At 37.3% G+C, this 21,683-nt stretch carries 21 protein-coding genes, 1 pseudogene and 1 riboswitch; of the genes and pseudogenes, 14 read left to right on the top strand and 8 right to left on the bottom strand.

Features of this window, described 5'->3' with window-relative positions:
• Window positions 1-32: 32 nt before the first annotated feature.
• A riboswitch (TPP riboswitch) is annotated at window positions 33-143 on the top strand.
• A gap of 153 nt (window positions 144-296) precedes the next feature.
• Genes MHI22_RS04710 through MHI22_RS04690 form a run of 5 tightly spaced genes read left to right on the top strand, consistent with a single transcriptional unit; the run spans window position 297 to window position 3,820 of the window.
• A complete protein-coding gene (locus tag MHI22_RS04710; RefSeq protein WP_058843539.1) occupies window positions 297-1,292 on the top strand; it encodes an ABC transporter substrate-binding protein in 996 nt (331 codons plus the stop codon).
• Between the two features lies 1 nt (window position 1,293).
• Window positions 1,294-1,584, top strand: coding sequence for a thiamine-binding protein (locus tag MHI22_RS04705; RefSeq protein ID WP_036125941.1), 291 nt, complete (start codon window positions 1,294-1,296; stop codon window positions 1,582-1,584).
• Entirely contained in the window at window positions 1,584-2,357 is a 774-nt protein-coding gene (locus MHI22_RS04700; protein WP_036125944.1) for an ABC transporter permease, read from the top strand. The genes MHI22_RS04705 and MHI22_RS04700 overlap by 1 nt, the downstream gene beginning before the upstream one ends.
• Window positions 2,332-3,081 carry an ABC transporter ATP-binding protein gene (locus MHI22_RS04695; protein ID WP_271909946.1) on the top strand — a complete coding sequence of 250 codons (750 nt, stop codon included), beginning with the start codon at window positions 2,332-2,334 and terminating at the stop codon, window positions 3,079-3,081. Before MHI22_RS04700 ends, MHI22_RS04695 begins: the two co-directional genes overlap by 26 nt.
• Window positions 3,071-3,820 (top strand): TatD family hydrolase, encoded by a 750-nt coding sequence (locus tag MHI22_RS04690; RefSeq protein WP_340811157.1) that lies wholly within the window; start codon window positions 3,071-3,073, stop codon window positions 3,818-3,820. Before MHI22_RS04695 ends, MHI22_RS04690 begins: the two co-directional genes overlap by 11 nt.
• A 23-nt stretch (window positions 3,821-3,843) precedes the next feature.
• On the opposite strand, the gene MHI22_RS04685 is transcribed toward MHI22_RS04690, so the two are convergent.
• The 5 genes from MHI22_RS04685 to MHI22_RS04665 all read right to left on the bottom strand — a co-directional run bounded on the left by MHI22_RS04685 (window position 3,844) and on the right by MHI22_RS04665 (window position 8,379).
• Entirely contained in the window at window positions 3,844-4,020 is a 177-nt protein-coding gene (locus MHI22_RS04685) for a hypothetical protein (RefSeq protein ID WP_170829828.1), read from the bottom strand.
• Between the two features lie 96 nt (window positions 4,021-4,116).
• A complete protein-coding gene (locus MHI22_RS04680) occupies window positions 4,117-5,661 on the bottom strand; it encodes a solute symporter family protein (protein ID WP_058843561.1) in 1,545 nt (514 codons plus the stop codon).
• 8 nt (window positions 5,662-5,669) lie between these two features.
• Window positions 5,670-6,008, bottom strand: coding sequence for a DUF485 domain-containing protein (locus MHI22_RS04675; protein WP_036125957.1), 339 nt, complete (start codon window positions 6,006-6,008; stop codon window positions 5,670-5,672).
• 481 nt (window positions 6,009-6,489) lie between these two features.
• Entirely contained in the window at window positions 6,490-8,043 is a 1,554-nt protein-coding gene (locus MHI22_RS04670) for a solute symporter family protein (protein ID WP_340811156.1), read from the bottom strand.
• Window positions 8,044-8,379 carry a DUF485 domain-containing protein gene (locus tag MHI22_RS04665; protein ID WP_058843543.1) on the bottom strand — a complete coding sequence of 112 codons (336 nt, stop codon included), beginning with the start codon at window positions 8,377-8,379 and terminating at the stop codon, window positions 8,044-8,046.
• A gap of 584 nt (window positions 8,380-8,963) precedes the next feature.
• Here MHI22_RS04665 and MHI22_RS04660 point away from each other — a divergent pair.
• The 3 genes from MHI22_RS04660 to MHI22_RS04650 all read left to right on the top strand — a co-directional run bounded on the left by MHI22_RS04660 (window position 8,964) and on the right by MHI22_RS04650 (window position 11,108).
• On the top strand, window positions 8,964-9,560 hold the full coding sequence (locus tag MHI22_RS04660; protein WP_271909944.1) for an SCO family protein: 597 nt from the start codon (window positions 8,964-8,966) through the stop codon (window positions 9,558-9,560).
• A 173-nt stretch (window positions 9,561-9,733) separates the two neighbouring features.
• The gene (locus tag MHI22_RS04655; protein WP_340812699.1) at window positions 9,734-10,078 is read left to right on the top strand and encodes an ArsR/SmtB family transcription factor; all 345 of its coding nucleotides are present in this window, start codon (window positions 9,734-9,736) and stop codon (window positions 10,076-10,078) included.
• Window positions 10,079-10,109: 31 nt separating this feature from the next.
• Window positions 10,110-11,108 (top strand): NADP-dependent oxidoreductase, encoded by a 999-nt coding sequence (locus tag MHI22_RS04650; protein WP_036126185.1) that lies wholly within the window; start codon window positions 10,110-10,112, stop codon window positions 11,106-11,108.
• A gap of 379 nt (window positions 11,109-11,487) precedes the next feature.
• Here MHI22_RS04650 and MHI22_RS04645 read toward each other — a convergent pair whose 3' ends face one another.
• The gene (locus MHI22_RS04645; protein WP_036126188.1) at window positions 11,488-12,069 is read right to left on the bottom strand and encodes a TetR/AcrR family transcriptional regulator; all 582 of its coding nucleotides are present in this window, start codon (window positions 12,067-12,069) and stop codon (window positions 11,488-11,490) included.
• A 227-nt stretch (window positions 12,070-12,296) separates the two neighbouring features.
• On the opposite strand from MHI22_RS04645, the gene MHI22_RS04640 reads away from it, so the two are divergent.
• From MHI22_RS04640 to MHI22_RS04620, 5 genes are all read left to right on the top strand, one after another.
• Window positions 12,297-15,410, top strand: coding sequence for an MMPL family transporter (locus MHI22_RS04640; protein WP_340812698.1), 3,114 nt, complete (start codon window positions 12,297-12,299; stop codon window positions 15,408-15,410).
• A gap of 420 nt (window positions 15,411-15,830) precedes the next feature.
• On the top strand, window positions 15,831-16,373 hold the full coding sequence (locus tag MHI22_RS04635; RefSeq protein ID WP_058843546.1) for a pyridoxamine 5'-phosphate oxidase family protein: 543 nt from the start codon (window positions 15,831-15,833) through the stop codon (window positions 16,371-16,373).
• A 182-nt stretch (window positions 16,374-16,555) separates the two neighbouring features.
• Window positions 16,556-17,848 (top strand): glutamate-1-semialdehyde 2,1-aminomutase, encoded by a 1,293-nt coding sequence (hemL, locus tag MHI22_RS04630; RefSeq protein ID WP_340812697.1) that lies wholly within the window; start codon window positions 16,556-16,558, stop codon window positions 17,846-17,848.
• A 133-nt stretch (window positions 17,849-17,981) separates the two neighbouring features.
• Entirely contained in the window at window positions 17,982-19,421 is a 1,440-nt protein-coding gene (gene pdxR, locus MHI22_RS04625) for a MocR-like pyridoxine biosynthesis transcription factor PdxR (protein WP_089932825.1), read from the top strand.
• 187 nt (window positions 19,422-19,608) lie between these two features.
• On the top strand, window positions 19,609-19,818 hold the full coding sequence (locus tag MHI22_RS04620; protein ID WP_230593923.1) for a hypothetical protein: 210 nt from the start codon (window positions 19,609-19,611) through the stop codon (window positions 19,816-19,818).
• A gap of 76 nt (window positions 19,819-19,894) precedes the next feature.
• Here MHI22_RS04620 and MHI22_RS04615 read toward each other — a convergent pair whose 3' ends face one another.
• The gene (locus MHI22_RS04615) at window positions 19,895-20,158 is read right to left on the bottom strand and encodes a sulfite exporter TauE/SafE family protein (RefSeq protein ID WP_058843549.1); all 264 of its coding nucleotides are present in this window, start codon (window positions 20,156-20,158) and stop codon (window positions 19,895-19,897) included.
• Between the two features lie 410 nt (window positions 20,159-20,568).
• On the opposite strand from MHI22_RS04615, the pseudogene MHI22_RS04610 reads away from it, so the two are divergent.
• Window positions 20,569-21,033, top strand: a pseudogene (locus MHI22_RS04610) (Type 1 glutamine amidotransferase-like domain-containing protein); the annotation flags it as partial.
• A 111-nt stretch (window positions 21,034-21,144) separates the two neighbouring features.
• Here the strand turns inward: MHI22_RS04610 and MHI22_RS04605 are convergent.
• Window positions 21,145-21,612 carry a MarR family transcriptional regulator gene (locus MHI22_RS04605; protein ID WP_036126198.1) on the bottom strand — a complete coding sequence of 156 codons (468 nt, stop codon included), beginning with the start codon at window positions 21,610-21,612 and terminating at the stop codon, window positions 21,145-21,147.
• Between the last annotated feature and the right edge of the window lie 71 nt (window positions 21,613-21,683).

Raw genomic sequence — 21,683 nt, 5'->3', positions numbered from 1 at the left:
ATGGGTATAATAATCAACGAAAAGTTCATAGCACAAGAATGTAGGGGGGCTAGTAGTTGCTAGCTGAGATTGTGTCCGATAGACGCTGACCCTTTGAACCTGATTTGGCTCGTACCAGCGTAGGGAACATCTATTCAAAAAAGCAAAGTTTTGAAGATTGATTGCAATACGTCTGGGAGGAATCCTAGGCGTTTTTTTATGTTTTCAAGCAATATCTTGCCAAACGCATACGCTTTCTTTCTGGTGACAACATTCAATCATGAACACTTTCACATTATCAACTAGGAGGACTTCGCATGAAAAAATGGTTATTTATTCTAGTGGCTGCACTTTTAACGTTAGTGGGCTGTAGTGACAAGGAGGACAAGCAGGCTACTGATCAGCTGAAAAAAGTATCAGTGGTCTTAGATTGGACACCAAATACAAATCATACAGGACTGTATGTCGCAAAAAAACTCGGTTATTTTGAGGAGCAGGGCTTAGATGTTGACATTATTATGCCTGGGGAGGCAGGAGCCGATCAGCTTGTTGCTTCTGGCAAGGCAGAGTTTGGTGTGAGCTATCAGGAAGGGATTACACAGGCTCGTGTGCAAGATGTGCCTCTTGTCTCCATTGCTGCTATTATTCAACATAATACATCTGGCTTTGCTTCTATTGCATCAAAAGGTATTACATCACCAAAGGATTTCGAAGGTAAAACCTATGGCGGTTGGGGGGCTCCACTAGAGCAAGCTGTCCTACAATCATTGATGCAAACAGAAAAGGCAGACATTCATAAACTAGATATCGTCAATGCAGGAGATTTAGATTTTTTCACGATGATGCAAAAGGATATTGATTTTGCTTGGATTTATTACGCGTGGACAGGTATTGAAGCTGAGCTACGGGGTGAAAAGATTAATATGCTGTACTTAACAGATTATAGTGATCAGCTGGACTATTATACACCTGTTCTAGCTACAAATGAAAAAATGATCCAGGACAATCCTGACCTAGTTCAAGCGTTTGTGGCGGCTGCATCGAAGGGCTATGAATACGCCATAGCACATCCAAGTGAGGCGGCTGATATTTTAATAGAAGCGGCTCCCGATTTAGATCAAGCGTTAGTGCATAAAAGTCAGGAATGGCTAGCCGATAAATATCAGGATGATGCCAAGCAATGGGGAGAGCAAAAGCTTTCTGTATGGGAAAACTATGCAAAATGGATGTCTAGCAACAACGTGTTAGAGGGCGAATTTAATGCGAAACAAGCCTTTACAAATGATTTCTTACCTAAAAAGGAGGCCAAATAAGATGGCGAATTCATTAATCAGTGTTCAAATCATTCCAAAAACAGAGAAATTTGAGGATGTTATACCGTATGTCGATGCGGCGATTGCTGTGATAGATGCTGCTGGTGTGAAATATGAGGTACATCCGTTGGAAACGACGATGGAAGGTGAGCTGTCAATGTTGCTGCAAATCATTGAAAAAATGAATGACAAGATGATTGAGCTTGGTGCTATCAATGTCATTACACAAGTGAAAATATTATATCAGCCAACTGGTATAACAATGGATACATTAACGGAGAAATACCAGTAATGAAACAAGCTTTGCAAAAGGGAAGGACGATTATTTTTATCGCCTTCCTCTTATTCGTGTGGGAGCTCATTGTGCATGTGGCTGAAGTTCCTCATTGGTTATTACCTGCACCAAGTCGTATTTTGTTGGAAGCTTTTAAAGCCTATCAAACCTTTTTACCACATGCTTGGGCTACGATGCAATTAGCCTTATTAGGACTTGCCATTGGTATTGCCTGTGGATTAATGGTGGCGATTGTCTTGCATCGATTTACATTTATTCGGGAGTTGTTTTATCCGATTTTAATTATGTCGCAAAATATCCCTATTCTTGTCTTAGCGCCATTGCTCATTATTTGGTTTGGCTTTGGTTTATTACCAAAGCTCATCATTATTTGCCTCGTGTGCTTTTTCCCCATTGTTATTGCGGCAATGGACGGATTTCGGCAAACAGCACCTGAGTTAAAGCATTATTTTGCCATGGTTGGTGCTACAAAGGCGCAAACTTTTTGGAAGCTTGAATGGCCTCATGCATACCCAACGATTTTTTCAGGTGTAAAAATTGCTGCGACGTATAGTGTGATGGGCGCTGTTATTGCGGAGTGGCTTGGTGCAAAAAAAGGAATAGGCGTTTATATGACCTTAGCACAGTCCTCGTTCCGCACTGATCGTGTATTCGTAGCCATTTTTGCGATTGTTTTATTAAGCTTACTGTTGTTTAGCAGTATTCGCTTACTTGAAAAATTCATGGTGAAGGGGAGAGGCTATCATGCTCAGCATTCAAAACATCGCTAAATCCTTTGATACCCTGCAAGTTCTTGAAGATGTATCCTTTGACGTTAAAGATGGAGAGTTTGTGGCCATTGTTGGTCCCTCTGGCAGTGGTAAGAGTACCCTTTTTCAATTAATTGGTGGCGTTTCTACGATTGATCAAGGGTCCATTTTATTAAATGAAGAGGACATTCAGCGAAAAAGAGGAACGATTGGTTATATGCCTCAGCAGCCTTGTCTACTACCTTGGCGCACGATTTTAGAGAATGTCACACTCGTAGAGGAATTACAGCATCAACCAAATGCTGAACGTGCTATAGAGTGGCTTGAAAAGGTGGGGCTTGGTTCATTTATCCATGCTTATCCAAACGAATTGTCAGGCGGCATGCAACAGCGTGTATCTTTTATACGTGCGATGGTCAGTGATAAGCCTATTTTATGCTTAGATGAACCATTTTCTGCGCTGGATGAATTCACCAGACTGGAAATGCAAGCGTGGCTATTATCCATCTGGGAAGCCTATCGTAAATCAATACTATTTGTCACGCATAGTATTGAGGAAGCACTCTTTTTAGCGGATCGGATCCTTGTTTTAAGCAAACGTCCTGCGACGGTTAAAAAGGAAATCATTGTGCCTTTTGAAAGACCCCGAAAAGAGGAAATTCGTCATTCAGCAGCGTTCACCGAGTTAAAGCAACAATTATTTATGTACTTACAAGAAGAAAAGGGTGATATGTTTGTTGATTGATGCTCATATTCATTTGGATCAGTATCGAGATGAGGAAATTCCAGCCTTACTTGAAGAGGTAGAGACGGTGATTGCGGTTAGCATGCAGTTGTCGTCCTGTAAAAGAACATTGCATTTATCGAATAACTATCAGCCAGTGAAAGCCGCTTTTGGCTTTCATCCGGAACAGCCTTTACCAAATCCAAGCGATGAGGAGGCATTATTTGATTGGATCCGTTCACATAAAGAACATATGGTAGCTGTTGGTGAGGTCGGTTTACCTTATTATTTAAGACAACAGCAAACGATAGATGACCGACTTTATGTGGCTCTATTAGAGCGTTTTATAGTCTTGGCAAAGGAATTGGATAAGCCAATAGTGTTACACGCTGTCTATGAGGATGCTAGCATCGTTTGTGATTTACTTGACAAACATCAGCTTCGCCAAGCACATTTTCATTGGTTTAAAGGGGATGAGGCTGTGGTGAAACGCATGATTCAGCATGGCTATTTTATTTCGATCACCCCTGATTGTTTGTATGAACAAGAAATTCAACAGTTGATACAAGCTTATCCCATTGAACTAATGATGGTGGAAACGGATGGTCCTTGGCCTTTTGAAGGACCGTTTACAAATAAGCGTACATCTCCGTGGATGATGCATTCGACCATTGAGGTCATAGCGTCCATCAAGGGGTTGTCGACACAGGAAGTGGCTCATATTATCACGCAAAACACCAATGCCTTTTATCGGCTTTAAAAGAAAAAGCAGTATAGGGAACGTTAGTCGTCCTTATACTGCTTTTTATGTTTTGTGAAATCATGATCGAGTTTCTCATTCTTTGTTTTTGTTATGCGCTCGTGTGTACTGAAGGATATAGATTGACGGTTTTTTTCAACATCCTTGCCGACAGTTCGTTTAACATGCATCCGTTTCTTTTTAGCCCTTGATTGTGACATGAGCATAACCTCCAATCTTTTTCTCATTCTATAGTAGCGAATAGGGAAGAAAAAGTAAAACCTCGTAAGCGAGATGCTTACGAGGGTGTTGAGTGATTAGTGAGATACGTCCTGTACAGAAATACCTGTGTTTGCTTTAACGTCAACTTCACGATACTTCGCGTCATCCGTTTCTTTAGAAAGTAATGTACCGATGAAACCACCAAGGAAACCAAGTGGTACAGAGATTAAGGCTGGGTTCGTTAACATGATTAATGGTTCACCAACGAAAATCGCCTTACCTTCAACTGGATTCCATACGTTTGGTGAAATAGCAACTAACACTAATGCAGAAATTAAACCTGTTAACATCGCCGTTACAGCACCAGCTGTATTAAAGCGTTTCCAATAAATTGTATAGATAATAACTGGAAGGTTAGCAGATCCCGCAATACAGAATGCTAGAGATACTAAGAATGCAACGTTTAATGTTTGTGCGCCAAGTGCTAATAGGATAGAAATAACAGCGATTGTAATGGAACCAATGCGAGCTGCAAGAACTTGCTCTTTTTCTGTAATTTTACCCTTTTTGATAATTTGTCCATAAATATCATGAGATAGGGCAGATGCACCTGAAAGTACAAGGCCTGCTACTACCGCTAGGATTGTTGCGAAGGCTACCGCACAAACGAATGAGAATAGGATGTCTCCACCAAGTGCTTCTGCAAGCAGTGGGGCAGCCATGTTACCAGCAGCGTTTGCAGCGATAATATCTTCTTTCCCAACGAATGCTGCTGCACCGAAACCTAAGAAAATTGTTAGAACGTAGAAAATACCTACGATCCAAGTAGCCCAAATAACCGATGAACGAGCTGTTTTTGCGTCTTTTACTGTAAAGAAACGCATTAAAATATGTGGAAGACCCGCAGTACCCAATACTAAGGCAATTAACATAGAGATTGTATCAAGTCCATTTGTGTATTTTAGACCTGGATTTAAATAAGCAGCACCACTATCAGTAGCTGTTGTCATTTCTGTAAACATTGTCGAGATACTGAAGCCAAACTCTTTTAATACTAAGAACGAAATAATCACTGTACCAAGCATTAACAGACAAGCTTTGATGATTTGCACCCAAGATGTCGCTGTCATACCACCGAATAATACGTATGTTGTCATCATGAAACCTACGATTAACACGGCAATCCAGTAGTCGATTCCTAAAAGTAATTGAATAAGTGCTCCTGCACCAACTAGTTGTGCAATCATGTAGAATAAAACAATTGTAATCGTGCTTAAAGCAGCTGTTCCACGAACTTTTGCATTATTGAAGCGAGCTGTAATCATGTCAGCTAATGTAAATTTCCCAAGGTTACGTAATGGCTCAGCAACGATGTATAACACCACTAAGTAAGCTACTAAATAACCAATAGAGAAGAAGAATCCATCAAATCCAAATAATGCGACTGCACCAGCGATACCTAGGAAAGAGGCTGCTGATAAATAGTCTCCAGCGATAGCTAGTCCATTTTGCCAGCCTGTTAAGCCACCACCTGCCGTGTAGAAATCACTTGCGGAAGATGTACGTTTAGATGCCCACCATGTAATAACTAATGTTAAACCAACTATGGCTACGAAGAAGAATATGGCTGTAAAACTCATTCCGTTACTCATCGGCGGCCACCTCCGTTTTCGTATTCAGCGATAATCGCTTTTGCTTCTCTATCAAAGTTGTTTGCCTTAGCTACATATAAATGACATAACCCCCATGTCATGATGAATAGCCCCGCTGCATAGATCCACACCCAAGTAATTTCCCCAAATGCCTTTTGATGTAGAATTGTCGTGTACGATGTCAGAATTGGTAACAACATGTATGCCAATAAAAATATGACAGTTATAGACCAAAGAAAAGAATTTTTTCTGCGTACAAGAGATTTAAATGATTCTTGGTTTGCAATTGCATCATAGTCAATCACGATACCTTTTTTTGCCTGATTGTTCGCCATTAACATTCCCCATTTTGTGTATATTTTTTCTACCTCAAGACTTGATTTTGCTAGTTTAGTGAATTCACATTTTCATTTTATGAAACAGTTCACAAAATTGCAATACATTTCAGAAAAATTATGCAAAAAAAATTTTTCAGAAAATAGTCCTGAGAGAGAAAAAATGGCACAAACTCAAGAATATAGGGGGTTTTAGAAAATTCAGATAAATAAATAAAGCAAAGGGAAATCTAGATTCTTGACAAAAATAGAAGGGTAAATTTACAAGAAAATCTTGTTTTTTCAATTAAAATTAAACACCATTTACCTAGTGGGAATTGGATTTTTTCTGTTTTTTGGAAGAGAAATAGTATTGTTCAATAAATAAATTAGTAGATATTGAATAACAAAAAAGGCGAAAAACTCGATGAAAAATCGAATTTTTTGCCTATTTTTTTGCATTTTTTGAATTGGAATTCATTATGCAAGAGGTGAATAAATATTAATGAGAAATATCAGAAACAGATACGCCTGTATTCGCTTTCACACGAATTTCTTGATAAATACGTTCAGCTTCTTCCTGTGGTACTTTGCTAGCTGTCAAAACTGTACCAAGGTACCCAGCAATAAAGCCTAATGGAATCGTAATAATCGCAGGAACAGCAAGTGGTACAAGCGGTTGACCAACAAAGATGGCTGCACCTTCAACGGGGCTCCAGACATTCGGTCCCATTGCGCCTAAAATTAAACAGGACACTAAACCCGTTACCATAGCTGTTACAGCTCCTGTGGAATTAAATTTCTTCCAATAGATTGTATAAAGGATCACAGGTAGGTTGGCTGAGGCACCGATACAAAAGGCAAAGGATACTAGGAACGAAACATTTAAGCTTTGGGCAAACAATGCAAGAATAATAGACACAATCGCAATCGAAATAGAGCCTGTACGTGCAGCTACAACCTGTTGCTTTTCAGTTAATTTCCCTCCTTTTATGATTTCTCCATAAATATCATGAGAAATAGCAGAAGCCCCCGTTAACACTAAGCCTGACACAACAGCTAAAATCGTCGCAAAGGCTACGGCGCCAATAAATGCCATCAAGACATCTCCGCCTAAATAATGCGCTAGAAGTGGGGCAGCCGTATTACCAGCCTTACTTTCAGCAAGAATTTGATCTAATCCAACAAAGTTTAGCGCACCGAACCCTAAGAAGATCGTTAGTGAGAAGAAAATAGCTGTAATCCAAGTTGTCCAAGAAATAGAAGAACGTGCTGTCTTGGCATCTTTTACGGTAAAGAAACGCATTAAAATATGTGGTAAACCTGATGTTCCTAAAACTAACGCCATCATCATCGAAACGGAGCCGATTGTACTTGTGTATTTAATCCCTGGCACAAGGAATTCTTCCCCATGATCCATTGCAATTGTGTCAAACATTTTCATAAGAGAGAAATCAAATTTCATTAACACTAATACCGCTAATAGACCTGTCCCAAATAATAACAAGCTTGCTTTAATAATTTGTACCCACGAAGTTGCTGTCATGCCGCCAAACAATACATATGTTGTCATCATAACGCCGACAATTAACACAGCAATCCAATATTCAATTCCAAATAGTAGTTTAATTAATGCACCAGCACCTACAAGCTGTGCAATCATGTAAAGAATCACAATAATAATCGTACCTGATGCAGCCACGCCACGAATTCGTTTTTCATTAAAACGAGCCGTTAACATATCTGCTAATGTGTAACGCCCCAAATTACGCATAGGCTCAGCAATGACATAAAGAAGCACTAAATTTGCTACAACATAGCCAACAGAGAAGAAGAAACCATCAAAACCAGTTAAGGCAATCGCACCAGACACCCCAAGAAAGGCAGCTGCTGATAAATAGTCACCAGCAATCGCAAAGCCGTTTTGCCACCCCTTTAATCCACCACCGGCTGTGTAAAAATCAGCAGCCGAGGAAGTGCGTTTTGCTGCAATATAGGTAACGACAAGTGTTAATCCAACAATGGCTAAAAAGAAACCTACAGATACAATATTCATTTAGTTACCACCTTTCGCATGATACTCGGCTAGCACAGCCGCCGCAGCTTTATCGAATGAAGCAGCTTTTTTTACATATACTGTACAGAGCACAATGGTCATGATAAATAACCCTGCAGAATATACCCATACACCCGTAATATTTCCGAATAATTTTTGTTGTAGTACAGGTTGGAAGGCAAGGATCGGAAGCAAAATATAAAGAATTAGAAACACTGCTGTAATCGAGAAAAGAAAGGTATTTTTCTTTTTCACAAAGGTATTAAACGATTCCATTGCCTCAATTGCATGATAATCAATTGATTGAGCCTGTTTTTCACTAGAAACATTCGCCATTATTATTCCCCCTAAAGTTATATATTTCTGTTTTAAACGACATATTTCTTTTTCTTTCGTCGTTATATTCACTTATTTTATGGGGGATATTCTTATAATGCAATACTAAATTTTGAGTTTTTATAATTTTTAGTCAGTTTAGTTGCGTAGAAATAACATAGAAATATTAAGTGTTTAATAGAATAAAATGGTATTAAAGAGAACGAGAATTTCGAGTGAAATAATATTATTGAAATAGTTTGTTGCTGATAAAGTTGAATGTAGGAGAAAATATATTCACAAAAGAGAATTTTCTGTATTTTATTATTCTTCTATTAAAACCCAGAGAAGTGTAAAAGGTAGAAATAGTTTGTTATATAACAACCGTTCTTTCTCTTGGGAAATAACGAAAATAATAAAAAAAAGCTTTCAAAAAAATTTTGAAAAGGATGTGTCATTTGGAAGATGTAGTGTAATGAAATACCAGAATCAGTTAATGTTCACATGTTATACAAATAGCAATCTGGGTGTAAGTCCATTACCTTGTATTTGGCTTCTAGAATGAATAAAATAAGATGATGAAATGAAGGGAAGTGGTACCGCAAATGAAAAAGAAAAGTATACTGCTCGTTTTAGTTCTAGCATTCAGCAGCATTTTAGCTGCTTGCGGAAGCTACAAATTTGAGCCAACTGTAAACATTGAGGTCCAAGATTTCAATGTAATGAATCAAAAAAGTGAACAAGTGAGCCTAGAAGATTTAAAAGGTAAGCCTTGGCTAGCAATGTTTATTTTTACAAACTGTACGACAATCTGTCCGCCAATGACATTTAATATGACAGAGGTCCAGCAAGCACTACAGGATGAAGGCCTTGAGGATTATCAAATTGTCGCATTTAGTGTAGATCCAGAGGTGGATAAGCCTGAGGTATTAACGAACTATTTAAATACGTATAATGTTGTCGATGAAAGCAAATGGCAGCTATTAACGGGCTATCAACAAAAATTTATCGAACAATTTGCACGTAAATCATTCAATTCATTAGTCAAAAATGATCCAAACTCAGACCAAGTCATACATATGTCGAGCTATTATTTAGTGAACGCAGACGGCACAGTTGTAAAAGACTATGATGGCGCGACAAACGTACCAGTTGAAACTATTGTTGGAGATATGAAGGCACTCATTAAGGAAAGCAAATAACACAGAGGTCCATGTGACTTCTGTGTTTTTTTGTTGTCGAGAAAGAATTCACCTCCAAAGATTGGATTCGTCTCGATTTTCTTTCTCAATATTGCACAGAATAGCATTGTACTTTATGGTTGTATCCATAGGATGGTTCAATAACTTAAACTATTCAACTAATTAAAGGAGGGATTATTTACATGACTAAACAGGACCAACTACACACCATTAAAGAAAATTTTATCAACTGTCAAAAGGTACTATTGGCCATTGGTGATGAAACACGTCAATCTATTTTACTTGTGTTAATGGCTACGGATTGTCAAACAGGATTACGTGTAGGCGAAATCACAGAACAAACCCATCTGTCTAGACCTGCTGTGTCACATCACCTTAAAATTTTACGTGATGCCGGTGTTATTTTAATGCGTAAAGAAGGGACAAAAAACTTTTATTATATAGATATACGCACAAAATTAGGTTTACTAAAAACACTTGTTACGAATATTGAGACGCTATTAAAGGAATTTTATTGAGAATACGATAAGTTATTTGGAGGAATAAACGATGAAAGCAATGGTTATCAATCAATATGGCAAAGCCCCGATGCAGTTAGCAGAAATACCTACACCTGAAATTGGTGAATATGAGATACTTGCAGAAATTCATGCCGCTAGTATTAATCCTATTGATTTTAAAATACGCGATGGGAAAGTGAAGTTGTTAATACAATATAAAATGCCTCTAATCCTTGGAAATGATTTTTCGGGAGTTGTGGTAAAGGTTGGCACAAAAGTAACTCGTTTTAAAGTGGGCGATGAAATATATGCACGTCCACGTAAAAGTAAAATCGGTACTTTTGCCGAATTTATCGCAATACATGAAGATGATATAGCCCTAAAACCTAAAAACTTGAGCTTTGAGGAAGCTGCATCCATCCCTCTCGTTGGGTTGACTTCATATCAAGCATTACATGACATCATGCACTTACAAAAAGGACAAAAGATTTTAATTCATGCAGGGTCTGGTGGTGTAGGTACTTTTGCTATTCAACTGGCTAAAGTAATGGGTGCTACAGTAGCAACAACTGCTAGTGAAGCTGGTGCAAACTTAGTCACATCTCTTGGTGCAGACGAAGTGATCAATTACAAGACAGAGAAGTTTGAAGAGATATTGGGAAATTATGATGCCGTCTTTGATACACTTGGGGGTGAGACGCTTGAAAAATCTTTCGGGATCATCAAAAATGGAGGGAAAATTGTTTCTGTTTCTGGCATGCCAAATGCCCGTTTTGCTAAAGAAAATGATTCAGGATTTTTCAAAACCCTATTATTTTCAGCAGCAAGTTATAAACTGACTGCACTTGAAAAGAAGCATCATGCGCAATATTCCTTTTTATTTATGAAGCCAAGCGGTGATCAATTACGTATAATTGCGGACTATATTGAATCTGGTAAAATCAAACCCGTCATTGATCGAACTTTTACATTTGAAGAAGCTCAAAAAGCGATGGAATATGCTGAGTCTGGAAGGGCAAAGGGGAAGATAATTGTGAAAATCAAGTAGTCATCTAAGCTATCTTGGTTGCTATTGATCTAAATTATTAAATGTATAGAAGGGTGTTTCCTTCTTATTTAATGGCCAATTTAACTAGTTTTCGGAGTGACCACGTTTAATATGAACATGGTGAAGGAAAATATAATAGTGTTGGCACATTCTTCTAAAAATGCCTATGCTAGAAAATGATATTTCGATCTTGATGATTCCTTCGTTGTTTTTTCGCTGAATTTACATTGAATATTTTGGCATAAATAGATTTTCCTCTTACAAGCTAAAATTCATTAAGCAATTTATGCAAGTGTTTATGGCCAAAAGCTAGCTGATGTATAGAGATAAATATGAAAGAAGCTGTGATTGCAGCTTCTTTTTTGCAGTAAATAGCACTTTATTTGAACGTATAAGATTGTAGCCCTTGTATCATCATTCGACTGATGGACTTTGTGAGTTCTTCTAATGAACAATCGAATTTTCCTGCTAACCAATCTTGATACATCGACATTAGCCCACCTACTAAGAAATGGACACGTAATACAAATTCTTGACGTTCTTGACTGGGATGAATAGTTTCTTGAAAACTAATGATTTTCTCGATCAGAATGTCTTTTAATTTCACGACAAAGCAAGAGGCCCCCTGTACAAAGATTAACTTTCGGTAAAATTCAATATCTTGTTGTAAAAAGTCCACCATTTTTAAAAAGAAAGGCATCGGATTTTGAATGATTTCGACCGCTTTAAAATCATTCAGAAACTCTACCATTTTGCCCATTAGTTCATTTTCAATTTCCTCAATAACTGCCAAAATATCCGAGTAATGAGCATAGAATGTTCCTCTACTTACTTCAGCTCGTTCAACAATATTTTTTACGGTGATCTTTTCTAAATCCTTCTCCAGCACTAATTCTACAAATGCGTGCCTAATCATTTTTCTTGAGCGAATTGCGCTTTTGTATTCTGCTTTCCCACTCATTTTTTTTGCACTCCTAAAATATTTTTCTAAAGTTGAACACATTGATATGTCAATGTTCAAAGTTGTACATATAGACGAAAATTGAACATTGTCCCGTTTTCTGAGGCTAAGTATACTTGATTTACGAATAAAAGTATACACCTGTATGATTTTATAATCGTTTATCTAGAGGTTAGCATTCTCTAGATAATTATTAATTTAGTAAAGTGAAAGTGAGAGAAATGATGATGAAAAAAATCATGAATTGGCGAGTAGCATCGTTCGTTTTATGGATAGTCATGACAGTCTTTATCGTCACGACGATGCCTAATTTAGATCAATTGGTTAGAGAAAAAGGGCAAATTACTATTCCCGAAAGTGCTCAAAGCAATATTGCAGAAGATCTGCTTAATCAAATGGATAATGATAGTGGGGAAAGGTATCAAATTATTGCTGTCTTCAATAGTGGGAATGATCAAGCATTAACAAAGGAACAAAAAGAAGAAGTAGGAAAAATCATTAAAGAATTAAAAAAAGAACAAACTCAGCTTGGTATGAAGGAGATTATGACTCATTTAGATAATGAGCAAACGAAAAAACAGCTCATTTCTGAAGATGGAACTACCATTCTAGCTCAGCTTTCTGTTGAGCAGAATAATAGAGAAATTTCTGAGATAACGAAGGAGCTTACTAAAATTATAGATAGTAAAAATGTAGATACCTATCTAACAGGAAACAGTCTGGTAATGGAAGATTTCGTTCAATCCACACAAGAGGGGATTAAGAAAACAGAAATAATAGCGATTATCTTTATTATCGCTGTGCTCATTCTTGTTTTCCGATCACCAATAGTGCCATTCGTCTCTCTTTTATCGGTTGGAGTAGCTTACTTAGTGTCACTAGGAATCATTGCACACTTAGTAGATCAGTTTAATTACCCATTTTCGAATTTTACTCAAGTATTTTTAGTTGTTATTTTATTCGGTATCGGCACAGATTATAATATCTTACTCTTCACTCGATTTAAGGAAGAACTGGTGAAGCAGGAAGATCGTTGGAAAGCAGTGCGCAGCACGTATAAAACAGCTGGAAAAACGGTTCTGTATAGTGCGCTTGCGGTGTTTATTGGATTTATGGCTCTTTATTTGGCGGAATTCGGGTTATACCGAGCAAGTTCAGCTGTAGCAATTGGCGTAGCTGTACTCTTATTGGTCTTATTGACCTTAAATCCTTTTTTTATGGCTTTACTGGGGAAAAAGATGTTCTGGCCAGCGAAAACTTTTACTGGTCATAATGACAGTAAAATCTGGGGATTTTTAGCAAGGCTATCTGTTTTAAGACCTTTCGTTGCATTAGTCTTTACAGCGATTTTGTGCGTTCCATTTATCATGAATTCTAGTCATTCTCTAAGCTATAATGACTTGTTGGAAATCGATGATCGTTATGCTTCAAAGCAAGGGATTAATGTGATTGAAGCGCATTTCCCAGCAGGTTTTTCATCACCTACTACACTTGCCTTACAGTCAAATGAAGCACTGGATAATGCAAAATCATTACAAGCATTAGATGAAATAGCTGAAAAGATTTCGCAGATTGACGGTATATCTAAAGTATTAACAGCTACACGACCAGTTGGAGAAAAAATGGATGACCTATACATCACGGAGCAATCTAAACAAATAAAGAGTGGCTTAGGTGATGCAAATGAAGGTGTAGGTAAGATTAGTAATGGTTTGTCTTCAGCTGAGCAACAATTCCAACAAACAGATACAAATGCTGCTCAAAATGTTCAGGCATTAATTCAAGGAACAGATGAAATGAAAAAAGGTGTTTCGAGTTTAGGGACTGCTATTGATCAATTAACAAACGGCGTAAGTGCAGGAGCAAATGGCGTCCAAGAACTAGAAAATGGTTTAGCTTCTGTAAAAGAAAATACGAACACTTTATCCATTTCGATGTCACAATTATTAAATGGTTATACGGAACTTGAAAAAGGTTTGTCCTCATTTAGTACGAATTTCACCAGCATTGGGCAAGGGATTGAAAGTGCAGAAAAAGGATATAGACAAATTGAAAGTGCAATGCATGCACTCGTACAGTCAAAACCAGAGCTAGCTAATGATATGAATGTACAAACGACGCTTAGCATTGCATCAACTGAAAAGCAGCAATTAGAGCAATTATCAGAGAAATTACACACAGTGACAGCTCAATTCGAAGGGGCCATGACATCATTTAGGGAAGTAAATGCTTCACTTGCCAAAGTGAACAGTAGCTTCTCCCAATTACAAACAGGTGTGAATCAACTATATGAAGCATCTTCTAGCTTAACGCATGGTTTGCAATCTGCAGCAAAGGGGTCTAACCAAATCGCAAGCCAAGTACCCTCCCTTGAATCAGGATTAATGACGATTAACGAGGGACAAAAGCAACTGCAAACAGCACTAACGGATTTAGCAGATAGAATGGCAACCTTACAATCAGGATTATCAGCAAGCACAAAAGGTTTACAAGACGTCAGCACAGGTTTAACAGATGTGCAAGACTATTTAACAGGTCTTAGTGAATCAGAGGCTTCTGAAAAGTTATATATGCCAAAGGATGTTTTAGTGAGTGATGAGTTCCAAAAATCATTGAACATGTATATGTCCGATAATCGGAAAATAACTCAGATGGGCATCATTTTAGATGTGAATCCTTATTCAAAGGAAGCCATGATAATTGTTGACCAAATTGAGCAAGAGCTACAAGCGATCATTAAAAGTAGTGAGTTTCGTGATGCGAAGGTAGCAATCGGTGGAAGAACATCGCAAAATGTGGATCTTGAAGAAATTGCGAGTGGGGATTTCACTCGAACAGCAGCCATCATGCTAATAGGCATTGGTATCATTCTGATCATTATTACTCGTTCTTTCCTAAAACCAATTTTTATTTTAGCCTCTTTAATCATAACGTACTATACTGCCATAGGTATGAGTAGCATTATAAGCGCTAAATTTCTCAATATGAGTGAACTAGCGTGGAATGTACCATTCTTTAGTTTCATCATGATTGTTGCATTAGGAGTAGACTACAGTATCTTCTTGATGATGCGTTATAGAGAGCTGGAGGGGAATTCGACAAAAACTATTATCGATGCCACACGTCATATTGGAGGTGTGGTGATATCAGCAGCGATCATTCTTGGAGGTACATTTGCGGCATTAATGCCTTCAGGTGTCATAACGCTTATTGAAATAGCCATAACGGTTATTCTAGGGCTTGTTCTACTTACTTTTGTCATGTTGCCAATTCTAATTCCTGCTTTGTTAAGCGGGGTGGGGCGAATTCGCAATATTGGAAGAAAGGAAAGGAAGCAATAGATAACTTATAAAAAAACATAGTTACACCAGAAAAAAGCTGCCATTTCAGACAGCTTTTTTCTGGTGCTGACGGGGAAGGCAAGTGGAGACCTATTTAGCTAATTAAATGATAAAAAAGTGAAATAGAGAGCAAACTCCATTTCACTTTTTTGAATAAATAATTTTTCTTAGCATGCGATTGTAGTTCTAGAATTTTCTGTGAATTTCAATTGTATAATGGCAAAAGGACTGAGCATTATTTCACTCTCATTTCTTTTACACATAATAAAACTTTGAACTATACCAGCTAATAGTTAATCATAATTTTTAAAATTTAACGCTCCTCTGAAAATGGATTGCTTGATTGCTATAATTATGGACGTTTTTATTCAATCCAAAGGCTGATAAAATCACATCATACTACAAGTAGGAGTGATAACCATGGTTAAGGTACGTTACAAAGTAAGAGAAGTGTTGGACAAGAACAAAATAGATACATTTTTGCAGCAAGCTCGCATTGGGCATCTAGGTATGGTTGACGGTCATTTGCCATATGTTATCCCACTTAATTTTGTGTGGACAAATGGGGTGCTTTATTTCCATGGAGCCACTGGCGGGAGACGAAATCAAGTGATGGAAGAGAATCCAGAGGTCTGCTTTACAGTTTGCGAAGAATATGGAACGATTACTAATCCAGTACCCGCTAAAACGGACACCGCTTATATGAGTGTCATGGTTTTTGGTAAGGCTCAACCTATCGTCGATCTAAATGAAGCGACACATATGTTGCAAGAAATGATAAATAAATATGTACCTGGTTACTATAACCGTCCCTTATCCCAGCAACATGTGGACAAATATCGATCAGCCGTTTTCGGAGGGCCGGTTCAAGTTTACCGAATTGTTCCACAACATATTACCGCGAAAGAAAATCCAATTGCACTAGGGGAAATGTTCAATATTGAAAAAATCCCACATACATAGTACTGGTTTTCAAAACTTGTTAAATCAAATCACTTTAAGCACCACTAATCCTAGTTATCTAGGGTTAGTGGTTTTTTAGTGTACCTACTTTATGGACTGTTAAAATTCGCATTTTTGGATGTTTTTTATCAATCCGTAATACGTTATGCTAAGATCGTTCAATAAGAAAGGCGGTTTTTAAAATAAATACGATGAAATCAATAGAAGCCTTTGAAATAGCAAAAAAGCTTATGCCTGGTGGCGTAAACAGCCCAGTAAGAGCATTTCAATCGGTTGGGATGAAGCCCATTTTTATTAGCCATGGGAAAGGCTCGAAAATCTATGATATTGATGGCAATAGCTATATAGATTATGTTCTTTCCTGGGGACCATTAATTCATGGACATGCAGATAAGGAGGTTTTAGGTGCACTTCTTGAAGCCATTCATAGTGGGACAAGTTTTGGATTGCCAACTTTACAAGAAAATAAGCTAGCTGAATTAATAACTACTCGTATTCCTTCCATAGAGAAGATTCGAATGGTTAACTCAGGTACAGAAGCGACAATGAGCGCCATTAGACTAGCTAGAGGCTTTACTGGCAAAAACATGATTGTGAAATTTGATGGAAACTATCATGGACACAGTGATCATCTATTAGTAAAGGCAGGTTCAGGAATTGCTACATTAGGCCTCCCTGATAGTCTAGGTGTACCTTTAGAAATAACTAAAAATACAATATCCATTCCCTATAACAATATCGAAGTCTTGAAGAAAATATTTGATAAATATGGCTCACAAATTGCAGCCGTTATAGTAGAACCATTTGCAGGCAATATGGGAGGAATACCAGCTAATCCTGAATTTCTTCAAGCGATACGCTCTTTCACTACAAAATATGGTGGGCTATTTATACTTGATGAGGTCATGACTGGCTTTCGGATAGATTATCATTCTGCTCAGGGGCTTTATAACATAAAACCAGACTTAACTTGTTTAGGTAAGATCATTGGTGGGGGGATGCCTGTTGGCGCATATGGTGGAAGAAAAGAGATTATGAATCAAATCGCTCCTGAAGGGAATATTTATCAGGCTGGAACCTTATCAGGTAATCCAATAGCGATGGTAGCGGGGTATACGACAATAAATAAATTAAATCTTGACAGTTACGAGTATATAGAAAAGTTATCTAATAGGCTTATTCAAGGCTTATCCAAAGTAGCTCATAACTATAATATTCCCCTTAAAACAACAAAAGCTGGGACAATGATTGGATACGCATTCATCGATCATCCTTTACAAGATTTTGATGATGCTCAAAAAATAGATTCCGAGATGTTTTGTCGTTTTTATAGGGAAATGCTTAAACAGGGTATACTTTTACCTCCGTCTCAATATGAAAGCATATTTATATCGACTGCCCATTCCATACATGATATTGATAGAACGATTCATGCTGCAGAAGTAGCATTTAAAAGAATAATAGCATTTGTTTAGATGAAGCAAAGTATACTAAAACCATCCTATTCCTATAAAATTATCGATTTGATAGTATAATAATGATTGACTGTACGAAACTATTAATTTTCACTTAATTTAACAATCTTTATTCTAATTGGAAGTGAATTGAATGTTAAAAGTTAACCGAGACGATAAAAATCCTATATGGCAGCAGTTACTTGACCAAGCTATTCATCATATTACAACAGGAAAATGGCCACCAGGGGAGTTGCTTCCTCCATCCCGAGAACTCGCCTTATTAGTAGGTGTTTCACGCTCAACTATACAAATTGTTTATGAGGAATTATTTAGTCGTGGATATACCGTGACAAATTGGCGTGGTGGAACAAGGGTAAGTGAATGGGGATATAAAAAGAACTCGTCAGAAGAGGTCATTCTTCAGGGACCATCTACGCCAGTATTACCTTTATTAAACGCGGCAGTTGATGAGTTAAACAGTTGGTTTAGAGGTAAAGCAAATCAAAACGTTGCAATCGATTTTTGCCCCCATGAGCCGTATTTGGACGAGCATTTCCGAAAAAAATGGAGACAATCTTTTTTACAGGCTTCAGCAGAAACAGACCTGACCAATTGGGGTTATGGCGATGCCTACGGTTTTACACCGCTACGTGAACAGATTCAACGTTACCTGACATTTGAAAGAGGTGTACATGTAGATATTGACCAAATCATCTTAACCTCTGGCGCACAGCATAGCATCGATCTGATTGCCCAAGCTCTTTTAAAGGAAGGAGAAACGGTTTCTGTTGAAGATCCTGGATTTCCTGCTGCCTGGATGACCATGAAATATCGGCGCATGAATGTTATTGCTGTGCCTGTTGACGAGTACGGAATACAAGTGGATTCTATTCATCCACAAACCAAGCTCGTTTTTGTTACACCTTCTCACCAATGTGCAGTTGGTGTCATTATGTCTGAGCCACGCCGACAACAATTGCTGCAAAAATCTGTGAAAGATCAATTTTGGATTGTAGAAGATGATTATGATGGTGAATTTAGGTATCGGGGTGGCCCGCTTCCTACCTTGTTTAGCCAACAACCCCAAAACACATTATATATGATGAGTTTTTCTAAAATGGTTGCTCCTGGCATACGAATTTCGGCTGTCATTGGTCCAAAAGATGCCATTCGCCAACTTGCGCAAGTACAACAATTAACTTATCGACATCTCCCAATTATGGAGCAATTAACACTTGCTCATTTTATTGAGCACGGTCATTTTATGCGTCACATGAGGAGAGCAAGAAATGTCTATCGACGTAGACATGAAGCTATGACGAAGGCAATCATAGCGTCAGGACTAGCGGAACGTTTCAAGCTAAGTGGCATTGAAACGGGCTTGCATATGCTTCTTGAAGCGGAAGAATCGTTTGATGAAGAAGCAATGACGAGCCTCGCACTCGAAAAGGGGATACGTGTTTATCCACTTAGTAAGTATTGTTTAGAAAATAATCGAAAAGGATGGGTACTCGGATTTGCTAAAATGGATGAGTTAGCAATTGAGGAAGGTATTTTTCGTCTTGCAAAGATCCTCTTGCAAGAAACGTAATCATTAGCGGGTCATAAAGGAAATTATTATAGAAATGGGTGGAGTGATACCATGCCATACATTCACGAGTTTGGAATCATTTCGTGTATAACTTTCTAAGGTTTTTAGTAAAAAAATACATCACGTTGAAACATTCGCCCACAACACAAATAGACCGTTTAAAAGTCTCGCCTATTGGGGAATAACCTTGACACCACCGAGCTTTCATAGACAATTTTTAAATATGGTGAGTGAAGCCAATGTCGAATATCAATCAGCAGAACTTGAAGAATTAATCAAAAAAATTGCTGAGGCAATAAAACAAGATAAATGGATGATTCATTATAGTGTTTCATTTTTCCAATACATACAGGTAAGGGGAAGAGGCGATTGTTCAATAAGAGCAATCGCTTCTTAACATACCCTTTTTAAAATCATATTAAATTATTAAACTGTATGTTGTTATCACTTGGTATCTTAGTAGTAAGGGTGATTTATTTTATTAAATCCGAAACGACCTGACCAATTAAGAACAAAAAAATGATTGGTAATATAATTTGAACCCATCTTGTTTGGATGTACGGAATAATCTTTAAGCCTAAGAAAGAGCCAACAATAGAGCCAATTGAAACAGGAATAGCAATTCCCCAATTAACAATACCAGTAAAATAATAAAGAGAAAGTGTCTGTTCAGCAAGCAGATATTCAGCAAAGTTTATATATTTGCTCGCGGAAATCCGATCTAATCGAACAACCATTTATACACTTTTTAAAAACTCATTCTTAAGCTAACCTTTAAAATCGTGAACACGTACAATGCTGTTTTGGTTGACTCTATTTAATCAATAAGGTATGTAGAGTGAGATATATAGTTGGTAGTAATTATTGGTGAAAATCCGTAAAGAGAATAAAAACGTATGTTAATATTCGAGAATTAATTAATTGTTCGTGTTTTTAACGGTGAAATGCGAATCATCCACTGGCTGGACACTTTTACTTTTGCGTAAAAAACGAACATTATAGATAAAGCTTTGTTAATGAAATGATTAGGAGGAAATACTTTACGAAAACTAGTAGTCAGTTTGTACGATGAGCAATGGATTCAACTGTTTCTGGAAGAGGCTGAAAAACTGAATTTTATATTTAAAAATGAAATCATAGACATCTATCAGGTATTATGTTCGATGACTATCATTTAATTAATTATCATGTACAGAAGGAAGATGCCCAAACCATACTTCAAAATGCGTCAGCTATTTTCTTGTTAGGTGGAGATACTCTTAAACAGAATGAGTTTTTGATAGACTATGAATTGACGGATTTGATTAAAAAAAGCACAGCTGTTGTAATGGGGGCAAGCGCAGGAACAATCAATATGTCCGCTAAATGGTTATGCTCGAAAAACTTTGGTTATCCAGTTGAAAAAAGCTTTTTATACGAAGGAATCGGTCTTGACAATTTTTCCGTCCTGTCGCATTTTGATCTTGAAAATAAACTTTATCGAAAGACATAGATATTTATACGTCGAACAAAGATTGCGCTGTACGTGTAAAGAGAGGCAACATCGACATTTTAGGCTATGTCTATTTAATTTCCCACTCCCAAAATTCAGAAATTGGATGAGACGCTCTAGCTGTGGTGAATGGCTAGACTGGAAGAGCGTGTTTGGATCAATCTTTTTTCCAAAACACGCTCTTTTCTTTTTTTAAAGTATCAATTTGATCAAACCATGGCAATAAAAGGTTTAGGCTTTTTCATGAAGTGTACTTTTTGTTCGCTCATTAATTAGGTTAAGAAGTGTAATGATTTTCTGAAAATCTTCAATGGTGAATCTTTCCAAATCCTTTAAGTAATTGCCAAACTCTTCTTTATCGAGTTTTTTATGATATTCATATACCAGTTGACCTTTTGGTGTCAATTCAATCGTTAATTCTCGATAATTGTCAGGATTTCTATATTTAAATGCTAATTCTTTTTTTATTAATTTATCCATCATTTGAGAAACTGCACTTTTTGTACGGTGTGTGATTTCTGCAATTTCAGTAGTATTTGTTTTGATTTTATCACCTATTAAATTGAGTGTGTGAGCCTCTATCATATATAGTTCATCTTCCGTACCGTACTTTCTCGGGATACTTTCATAGGTACTAATGGATCGAGATGTTTCAAAAAGTGTCTCCATTAGCTCATAAAAGATTTCTTCTTTCTCCACAGATCATTCCCCCTTAGTAAACAAACATCCCTTTATTTTAACATATTCATAAATAATTTCCTTCAATTAAT

The organism is Lysinibacillus sp. FSL L8-0312 (genome assembly GCF_038003285.1).
GTDB lineage: Bacteria > Bacillota > Bacilli > Bacillales_A > Planococcaceae > Lysinibacillus > Lysinibacillus fusiformis_D.
Note: the sequence above shows the minus strand (reverse complement) of the source record. Positions and strands in the feature narration are given on the sequence as shown.

Coding starts and splice junctions, on each gene's coding strand:
- MHI22_RS04710 (WP_058843539.1), top strand. CDS start 297: ATGAAAAAATGGTTATTTATTCTAGTGGCTGCACTTTTAACGTTAGTG.
- MHI22_RS04705 (WP_036125941.1), top strand. CDS start 1,294: ATGGCGAATTCATTAATCAGTGTTCAAATCATTCCAAAAACAGAGAAA.
- MHI22_RS04700 (WP_036125944.1), top strand. CDS start 1,584: ATGAAACAAGCTTTGCAAAAGGGAAGGACGATTATTTTTATCGCCTTC.
- MHI22_RS04695 (WP_271909946.1), top strand. CDS start 2,332: ATGCTCAGCATTCAAAACATCGCTAAATCCTTTGATACCCTGCAAGTT.
- MHI22_RS04685 (WP_170829828.1), bottom strand. CDS start 4,020: ATGTCACAATCAAGGGCTAAAAAGAAACGGATGCATGTTAAACGAACT.
- MHI22_RS04680 (WP_058843561.1), bottom strand. CDS start 5,661: ATGAGTTTTACAGCCATATTCTTCTTCGTAGCCATAGTTGGTTTAACA.
- MHI22_RS04675 (WP_036125957.1), bottom strand. CDS start 6,008: ATGGCGAACAATCAGGCAAAAAAAGGTATCGTGATTGACTATGATGCA.
- MHI22_RS04670 (WP_340811156.1), bottom strand. CDS start 8,043: ATGAATATTGTATCTGTAGGTTTCTTTTTAGCCATTGTTGGATTAACA.
- MHI22_RS04665 (WP_058843543.1), bottom strand. CDS start 8,379: ATGGCGAATGTTTCTAGTGAAAAACAGGCTCAATCAATTGATTATCAT.
- MHI22_RS04660 (WP_271909944.1), top strand. CDS start 8,964: ATGAAAAAGAAAAGTATACTGCTCGTTTTAGTTCTAGCATTCAGCAGC.
- MHI22_RS04650 (WP_036126185.1), top strand. CDS start 10,110: ATGAAAGCAATGGTTATCAATCAATATGGCAAAGCCCCGATGCAGTTA.
- MHI22_RS04645 (WP_036126188.1), bottom strand. CDS start 12,069: ATGAGTGGGAAAGCAGAATACAAAAGCGCAATTCGCTCAAGAAAAATG.
- MHI22_RS04640 (WP_340812698.1), top strand. CDS start 12,297: ATGAAAAAAATCATGAATTGGCGAGTAGCATCGTTCGTTTTATGGATA.
- MHI22_RS04635 (WP_058843546.1), top strand. CDS start 15,831: ATGGTTAAGGTACGTTACAAAGTAAGAGAAGTGTTGGACAAGAACAAA.
- pdxR (WP_089932825.1), top strand. CDS start 17,982: ATGTTAAAAGTTAACCGAGACGATAAAAATCCTATATGGCAGCAGTTA.
- MHI22_RS04615 (WP_058843549.1), bottom strand. CDS start 20,158: ATGGTTGTTCGATTAGATCGGATTTCCGCGAGCAAATATATAAACTTT.